Annotated in this window: 6 protein-coding genes; 2 read left to right on the top strand and 4 right to left on the bottom strand. The window is 72.5% G+C overall.

Annotated features, from left to right (window positions below; genetic code table 11):
* Window positions 1–158: 158 nt before the first annotated feature.
* Window positions 159–1,157, top strand: a complete 999-nt coding sequence (locus tag HMPREF0731_RS13580; protein WP_007004719.1) for a Bug family tripartite tricarboxylate transporter substrate binding protein — start codon at window positions 159–161, stop codon at window positions 1,155–1,157.
* A 3-nt stretch (window positions 1,158–1,160) separates the two neighbouring features.
* Here the strand turns inward: HMPREF0731_RS13580 and HMPREF0731_RS13575 are convergent, their stop codons facing one another.
* From HMPREF0731_RS13575 to HMPREF0731_RS13565, 3 genes are all read right to left on the bottom strand, one after another.
* The gene (locus HMPREF0731_RS13575; protein ID WP_007004718.1) at window positions 1,161–1,460 is read right to left on the bottom strand and encodes a putative quinol monooxygenase; all 300 of its coding nucleotides are present in this window, start codon (window positions 1,458–1,460) and stop codon (window positions 1,161–1,163) included.
* Between the two features lie 74 nt (window positions 1,461–1,534).
* Window positions 1,535–2,104 carry a helix-turn-helix domain-containing protein gene (locus tag HMPREF0731_RS13570; RefSeq protein ID WP_007004717.1) on the bottom strand — a complete coding sequence of 190 codons (570 nt, stop codon included), beginning with the start codon at window positions 2,102–2,104 and terminating at the stop codon, window positions 1,535–1,537.
* A 100-nt stretch (window positions 2,105–2,204) separates the two neighbouring features.
* Window positions 2,205–2,927 carry a haloacid dehalogenase type II gene (locus HMPREF0731_RS13565; protein ID WP_007004716.1) on the bottom strand — a complete coding sequence of 241 codons (723 nt, stop codon included), beginning with the start codon at window positions 2,925–2,927 and terminating at the stop codon, window positions 2,205–2,207.
* A gap of 215 nt (window positions 2,928–3,142) precedes the next feature.
* Here HMPREF0731_RS13565 and pepN point away from each other — a divergent pair, with 215 nt between their 5' ends.
* Window positions 3,143–5,752 carry an aminopeptidase N gene (gene pepN / locus HMPREF0731_RS13560; protein ID WP_040613336.1) on the top strand — a complete coding sequence of 870 codons (2,610 nt, stop codon included), beginning with the start codon at window positions 3,143–3,145 and terminating at the stop codon, window positions 5,750–5,752.
* Between the two features lie 69 nt (window positions 5,753–5,821).
* On the opposite strand, the gene HMPREF0731_RS13555 is transcribed toward pepN, so the two are convergent.
* The gene (locus HMPREF0731_RS13555) at window positions 5,822–7,114 is read right to left on the bottom strand and encodes a capsule biosynthesis protein (RefSeq protein WP_007004714.1); all 1,293 of its coding nucleotides are present in this window, start codon (window positions 7,112–7,114) and stop codon (window positions 5,822–5,824) included.
* Between the last annotated feature and the right edge of the window lie 219 nt (window positions 7,115–7,333).

Below are 7,333 nucleotides of genomic sequence, written 5' to 3'. Positions count from 1 at the left end.
TGGCTGAGGCGCGCGCCACGCACCCGGCGGCGGGCTTCCGCGCCGGCTGAGGCCGCCCGGGTCTTTCCGCTTGGCCCGGTGGGCCAGGCGGCGCAGGCTCCCCCTGTCCATTGCCGGACAATGCACCGGGCCGCAGAGCCCGGGCGGGAGGAGACCCCATGCTGCCACGCCGACCCCTGCTGGGCGGGTTCGCCGCCGCGCCCCTGTTCGGATCCGCCGCCCTGGCCCAGGGCCGCGCCCCGGCCGCCGAGGCCGGCGACTATCCCACCCGCCCCGTCTCCATGCTGGTGGGCTTCGCCCCCGGCGGCGGCACCGACATCATCGCCCGGCTGCTCGGCCCCGCATTGCAGGGGGCGCTGGGCCAGCCGGTGGTGGTGGAGAACCGCCCCGGCGCCAGCGGCACCCTGGCCGCCGCCACCGCCGCGCGCGCCCGGCCGGATGGCTACACGCTGGTGATGGGCACGGTCAGCACCCAGGCCGTGGTGGCGCCGCTGATGCGCCCGCCGCCCTATGACCAGATGCGCGACTTCACCCCGATCGCCCTGGCCGGCACCGTGCCGCTGGTGGCGATCGTGCCGGCCAATGCCCCCTATCGCGACCTGGACGGGCTGCTGGCCCATGCCCGGGCGAATCCGGGCAGGCTGAACTACGCCTCCTCCGGCGTCGCCACGCAGCAGCATCTGGCCGCCGAGATGCTGTCCCAGGCCAGCGGCGTCCGCATGACCCATGTGCCCTATCGCGGCACCGGCCCGGTGGTGAACGACCTGCTGGCCGGCACGCTCGACCTCGCCATCGACACCATGCCGACGCACCTGCCGCACTTGCGCGCCGGCAGCACCCGCGCCCTGGCGGTGACCACGCCGGAGCGCGTCGCCGCCCTGCCGGACGTGCCGACGGTGGCGGAGAGCGGCCATCCCGGCTTCGCCATCACCGTCTGGTACATGCTGCTGGGCCCGGCCGGGCTGCCCGCCCCGGTGGTGCGGCGCTGGGAGGTGGCGATGCAGGGCGCGCTGGCCCAGCCCGAGCTGCGCCGCCGGCTGGAGGAGTCCGGCTTCCTGCCCGGCCAGGGCGGCGCCGAGGAAGCCGCCGCCCTGGTGCGGCAGGAGGCGGAGCGCTACGCCGCCCTGGTGCAGCGCGCCAACATCCGCATGGAGTGAGGCTCAGGCCGGGGTCAGCACATGGATGGCGCGGCTGGCCACCAGCTCCCGGGTGCGGGCGCCGAATGCCTGCATGTGCGGCGCGGCGGCGTGCGCGGCCAGCGCCGCCGGGCTGGCCCATTTCTCGACCACCACCACCGCCTCCTCGCCGAAGCTGGCGGGGCTTTTGGCGCCGGGCACGGCCAGGCTGTATTCGAGGCAGCCTTCCTCCGCCCGCACCGCCGCCAGATTGTCGTGGAAGGCGGCCAGCAGCGCGGCGCGCTGGCCGGGCTGCGCGGTCAGCACCGCGATGACGTGGATCATGCTTGTCTCTCTCCCTGCGCCGGCCCGTGCCGCGCCGGGAGAGGCTAGGCCGCGCGGCGCCGTGCCGCCAAGCCTCAGCGCCGCAGCAGGGCGATCACGTAGCGGCAGGGCAGGGTGCCGCGATTCTCGTAGCGCACCGCGTCCGGCGGGCCGAAGCGCAGGCAATCTCCCGGCTGCAGCGCGTGCCCGGTCTGCCCCTGGGTGAAGTGCAGCTCCCCCTCCAGCAGCAGCAATTGCTGGTCCTGGATGAAGGCGAAGGCGGCGGCGGGATATTCGACCGCCTGGCCGGGCGGCAGTTCCCCCCAGACCAGCTCCAGCGGCGTGGGCGGGCCGGCCGTGGGGGTCAGGGCGCGGCGGGTGAAGCCGGTCTCCGGGTCGCGCCAGACGGGCTGCGCCGCGGCGCGGGCCAGCAGCCCCGCCCCCTGCTCGGCCCGCGCCAGCAGCTGCGACAGGCTGAGCCCGAAGGCGCCGGAGAGCCGCCCCAGCAGCGCCGCGGTCGGGCTGACCTCGTCGCGCTCGATCTTGCTGATCATCGCCTTGGACACGCCGGAGCGTTCGGCCAGTTCGGAGAGCGACCAGCCGCGCGCCTCGCGCTCGGTCTTCAGGCGTTGCGCGAGCTGGGCGGAGCTGTCGTGCAGGGGCATCGCCGCAGGATAGGCGAAGACCGCGCCGCCATGAATGCCCCTCCCTGATGGCGGGGTCCGGGTGGATCCAAGGGGGCGGCGCCCCCTTGGCCACGCTGTATCAGGCAAGCGCCTCCGCCCGATGCGCCGCCGCCATCGCGCCCAGCGAGGTGAAGCGGAAATCATACCCCGCCCCCGAGGGCGGCGGCAGGGTGGCGCCCCAGCCTTCCTGCCCCTGCCGCCGGTCGATCCAGGCGGTGGCGAGGCCCAGGCGCTTGGCCGGCGCGTGGTCGTGGAACAGGCTTTGCGCGGTATGCAGGATCTCGCCCGGGCGATGGCCGCGGCGGTCCAGCGCCTCCAGCATGTGCTCGAAATTGCGCAGGCTGGGCTTGTGGCTGCCGATCTCCTGCGCGGTGAACACCGCGTCGAACTCGGTGCCGAGCCGCGCCTGGCTGCCCGCGAAGCCGGCTTGGTCGACATTGGAGAGCACCACCAGCCGGTAATGGTGCTTCAGATAGGCCAGCGCCTCGGCCGCATCAGGAAAGGCGGGCCAGAGCGGGACGGAGGCGCCGAAGGCATCGTGCAGCGCGTCGCTGGCCTCGATGCCCCATTCATCGGCCAGGCTGCGGGAAACCTCGCTCAGCAATTCGCTGTAGGGCAGGCCGGGGGTCTCGGCCTGGTGGGCGGCCTCGTGCCGGGCGAAGGCTTCCAGCACCGCCTCCCGCTCCAGGATGAGCCCGCCCTTGCGCAGCAGCGGCAGCAGCGCGGCCTGGATGCCGCTTTCCCAGTCGATCAGCGTGCCGTAGCAGTCGAAGGTCAGCACGCGGAAATCCTGCAATCGCATCGCGTCCTCTCCGCAGCCGGGGGCGGGGCAGCGTGGCATGGCGCGGCGCGGCGCGGGAAGCGGAATGTGAGGCGGGAGATTCCTTCTTTTCCTGAAGCATTTTTGTCAGGCTGCCGCCGCCTCCCGGCACGGCGGGACGCCAAACTGATAAAAGTTTTTTGGTTCTTTTTTTCAAAAAAGAACAAAACCTTGAGTCCAGCACCAAGAGGGCGCTCATGACCACGCCTCCGCCCACCATCCGCCGCGAGGATTACCGCCCGCCCGCCTTCCTGGTGGACAGCGTGGAGCTGCATCTGTCGCTGCACCCGGCGGCCACGCGGGTGCGGGCGCGCCTGGCGCTGCGCCGCAACCCTGCGGCCGGGCCGGGCGACACGCTGGAGCTGGATGGCGAGGAGCTGCGCCTGATCTCGGCGGCGCTGGATGGCGTGGCGCTGCCGCCGGAACGGCTGGCGCATCGTGGCGATGGCGGGCTGCGCATCCACGGCGTGCCGGCGGCCTTCACCCTGGAGACGGAGGTGGAGATCGACCCCGACGCCAACAGCGAGCTGTCCGGCCTCTACCGCTCCGGCGGCAACTACGTCACGCAATGCGAGGCGGAGGGCTTCCGCCGCATCACCTACTTCCCCGACCGCCCGGACGTGATGGCGCGCTACACCACCACGATCGAGGCCGGGCGCGAGGATTGCCCGGTGCTGCTCTCCAACGGCAATCCGGACGGGGCGGGGGAATTGCCGGAGGGCCGCCACTGGGTGCGCTGGGTCGATCCGCACCCCAAGCCGTCCTACCTGTTCGCGGTGATGGCGGGCGATCTGGTGGCGCTGCGCGACCGCTTCACCACCGCCTCGGGCCGCGAGGTGGCGCTGGCCATCTGGGTCCGCCGGGGCGACGAGGATGCCTGCGGCCACGCCATGGATTCGCTGAAGCGCGCGATGCGCTGGGACGAGGAGACCTACGGCCTCGAATACGACCTCGACGTGTTCAACATCGCCGCCGTCTCCGACTTCAACATGGGGGCGATGGAGAACAAGGGCCTCAACATCTTCAACACGAAGTACATCCTGGCGCGGCCGGAAACGGCGACCGACGCGGATTACGAGGGCATCGAGACCGTCGTCGCGCACGAGTATTTCCACAACTGGACGGGCAACCGCGTCACCTGCCGCGACTGGTTCCAGCTCTCGCTGAAGGAGGGGCTGACCGTCTTCCGCGACCAGCATTTCTCCGAGGACATGGGCAGCGCGGCGGTGAAGCGCCTGGCCAATGTGCGCCGCCTGCGCGCCGCCCAGTTCCCCGAGGATGCGGGGCCGATGGCGCATCCGGTGCGCCCCGATTCCTATGTCGAGATCAACAATTTCTACACCCCCACCGTCTACCAGAAGGGGGCGGAGCTGGTGCGCATGATGCGCCGGCTGATCGGCGCCGAGGCGTTCCGCCGCGGCATGGATCTCTACATCGCCCGGCACGACAACCAGGCCGTCACCATCGAGGATTTCGTCGCCGCGATGCAGGACGCCGCGGGCCGCGACCTGTCGCGCTTCGCCCGCTGGTACGCCCAGGCCGGCACGCCGGAGCTGCGCGTCGAGGAGGCCTATGATCCGGCGGCGCGGCGCTACACCCTCACGCTCTCCCAGGCGATCCCGCCCACCCCCGGCCAGCCGGAGAAGCTGCCGGTACCGATCCCCGTCGCCTTCGGCCTGCTGGCCCCGGACGGGGCGGAACTGCCCGGCGCCGGCCTGCTGCTGCTGGAGGAGGCGCGGCAGGACATCGTCTTCGAGAATGTCCCGGCCAAGCCCACCCCCTCCCTGCTGCGCGGCTATTCGGCGCCGGTGCGGCTCACCGGCCTGTCGCTGGAGCAGCTCGGCTTCCTCGCCGCGCACGATACGGACCCCTTCGTCCGCTGGGATTCGGCGCAGCAATACCGGGTGGCCGAGATGCTGCGCCTGGTCGGGGAGTTCCGCGCCAGGCGGCCGCTCGCCTTGCCGGAAGGGGTCGCCGCCATCGCCGCCGCCCAGCTCGGCCACGCGCTGGAGGATCCGGCCTTCGCCGCCGAATCCCTGCCCCTGCCATCGGAGGATTTCGTCGCCGACCAGATGGCGACCGCCGACCCCGAGGCGATCCACGCCGTGCGCCGCTTCCTGCGCCAGGCGCTCGGCGCCCGCTTCGCCGCGCGCTTCGCCGGGCTGCACGACGCGCTGGCCGAGGCCGGCCCCTACCGCATCGACGGCGCCGCCATCGGCCGCCGCGCGCTGCGCAACGCGGCGCTGCACTACCTCGCCGCCGGCGACGCCGCCGAGGGCGAGCGCCGTGCCCGCGCCCAGTTCGACGCGGCCGGCAACATGACCGACCAGCTCGCCGCGCTGCGTGTGCTGGCCCATGGAAGCGGCCCGGCGCGGCAGGAGGCGCTGGCCCGCTTCCACGCGCGCTGGAAGGCGGAACCGCTGGTGCTGGACAAATGGTTCGCCATCCAGGCCATGGCCGAGCGCGACACCGTGCTGGCCGAGGTGCAGGCGCTGGCCGACCATCCGGATTTCGACCTGCGCAACCCCAACCGGGTGCGCGCCCTGGTCGGCGCCTTCGCCATGGGCAACCCCTCCGCCTTCCACCACGCCTCGGGCGAGGGCTACCGCTTCCTCGCCAGCGTCGTGCTGGCGCTGGACGCGGTGAACACCCAGATGGCGGCGCGCATCGTCTCCCCGCTCACCGACTGGAAGCGCCAGGACGCGGCGCGTGGCGCCATGATGCGGGCGGAGCTGGAGCGCATCCTGGCCCGGCCGGGGCTCAGCAAGGGCACTTATGAGAAGGTGTCGAAAGGGCTGGGCCACTAGCGGGAGGGCGCCGCCCTCCCGCACCCTCCCGCCGGGGTGGCAGGGCCACCCCGGACCCCGCCCTCCGTTTCACCAGGGGCGGGGGGCCGCCGTGCCGGGCATGTCGGGGTCGGGGGGGAACATCAGTGACTCCAGCGGCTCGTTCAGCGCCCGGTGGTGCAGCCGCGCCACCGCGCCGCGCACCGCCACATCCAGCCCGGGGCGGTTGTAGTAGACGCCGCGGATATGCAGGCTGTGCGCGATGCAGCGCAGAAACCCCTCGCGCAGCGCCTTCTCCGGCGGCGCCGCCTCGGTCCAGAAGCGGTCCAGCGTGCCGGGGAAGACCAGCCCCGGAATCCGGTAGATCGCCTCGCCCAGCGCGAAGGTCGGCGTGTGGTCGATGATCGAGCGCAGCCCCACCGTGCTGTTCACCGTCACCGTGCCCTGCACCTGCTCGACAATGGCGCCCAGATTGCCGCCGCCGAGGTAATGCACGCGGTCGGGCACGCCGGCCGCCTCGGCGATGGCGCGGGTGCGGCGGCGCCAGTTCTTCAGCCCCGGATCCAGCGGATGCACCTTCACCAGCAGCTGCGCATTGGCGGGCGCGTGCGCGGCGAAGCTCTCCGCCACCTCGCGCAGCGCGGTGTCGAGATCCGGGTATTTCGAATAGGCGCGGATGGAGAAATCGCTCTCCATCTGCATCGCCATCAGGAACAGCGGCCCGGTGCCGGAGAGGCGCTGCAGGATGGCATCCGCGCGGCGGTTGTCGCGCTTGCGCTCCAGCAGCCGCCGCCCCACGCCGAGATAGTAGGCCACCGGGTTCTGCAGCAGGTGGCTGCGGTAATGCGGGAAGGGCCAGGGCAGCAGGCTGGCCAGGTGATACAGCATGTCCCACCGGGCCTGGCGGTTGAAATTGTCGCGGTGGCGCACGATCAGGTCGGGCGGCGGCAGCTTCGCGCCGGTGCGGATGATGGTCTTCGGGTCGCGGGTGAACAGGCTGGCGGCGTTCATCCCGTCCCGCTCCAGCACGATCCAGTCGGGGCGGATATAGCCGAAATCCGTGACCGCCACGCTGATGTCGCGCGCCTGCGCCGCGGCGATGGCGATCTTGTGGTAGTCCCGCTGCTCGCCCAGCAGCACCAGGTCGGTGATGCCCTGGCGGTCGAGGAAATCCGCCACGAAGCCCGGCCACTCCGCCGCCGTGCCGCGGAAATCCACCGCCCCCGGGCCGCGCCAGAACAGCTTGTCGCCGAGGTTCAGGTTGATGCGGTGCACCGTATGGCCCAGCGCGCGCAGCCCCGCCCCCACCTCGTCGAAGAACGGCGTGATGGGCCCTTGCAGGAACAGGAAGCAGCGCGGGGCCGGTTCGGCGGAGCTTGGCATCAGCGCGGGGCGTTCTCGTCTTCTGGCAGGGGCGGTGGACGACGGGGCGGCGCTCAACCGACCGGCGCGCACAGGGCGGCACGCAGATCGGACCAGCCGACCAGGCGCGCCCCCTGCCGCGCCGCCTTCCGCAATGCCCCGGCCGAGGGAAAGGGGCAATAGGCGCCGGGCGGCGGATCGGCCGCGCCGCCGCCGGGGTCGCGCCCCTCCTCCAGCGCC

It is taken from the genome of Pseudoroseomonas cervicalis ATCC 49957 (genome assembly GCF_000164635.1).
Lineage (GTDB): Bacteria > Pseudomonadota > Alphaproteobacteria > Acetobacterales > Acetobacteraceae > Pseudoroseomonas > Pseudoroseomonas cervicalis.
Note: the sequence above shows the minus strand (reverse complement) of the source record. Positions and strands in the feature narration are given on the sequence as shown.